The following is a 205-nucleotide window of genomic DNA, read 5'->3' on the forward strand; positions in this document are numbered from 1 at the left end:
ACAAGCTGACCAAGGATGCCACGCCGACCCTCACCGGCAGCGCCGAAGCCGGCGCCACCGTCAAGCTGTACGACGGCGCCACCCTGGTCGGCAGCGGCGTGGCCAACGCCGACGGCGTCTGGACCGTCACCACCGGCACCCTGGCGGCCGGCGTCCACAACCTCACCGCCACCGCCACCGACGCCGCCGGCAACGTCGGCCCGGC

Annotated in this window: 1 protein-coding gene; it reads left to right on the forward strand. The window is 74.6% G+C overall.

All coding sequences use genetic code 11. From position 1 onward, the window contains the following. Positions 1 to 205, forward strand: a 205-nt coding sequence (locus tag MRBLMU1_RS32775; RefSeq protein WP_363510272.1) for an Ig-like domain-containing protein, incomplete at both ends; no start/stop codon positions are given.

It is taken from the genome of Burkholderia sp. LMU1-1-1.1 (genome assembly GCF_040675865.1).
In the GTDB taxonomy this organism is placed as follows: Bacteria; Pseudomonadota; Gammaproteobacteria; order Burkholderiales; family Burkholderiaceae_D; genus Rugamonas.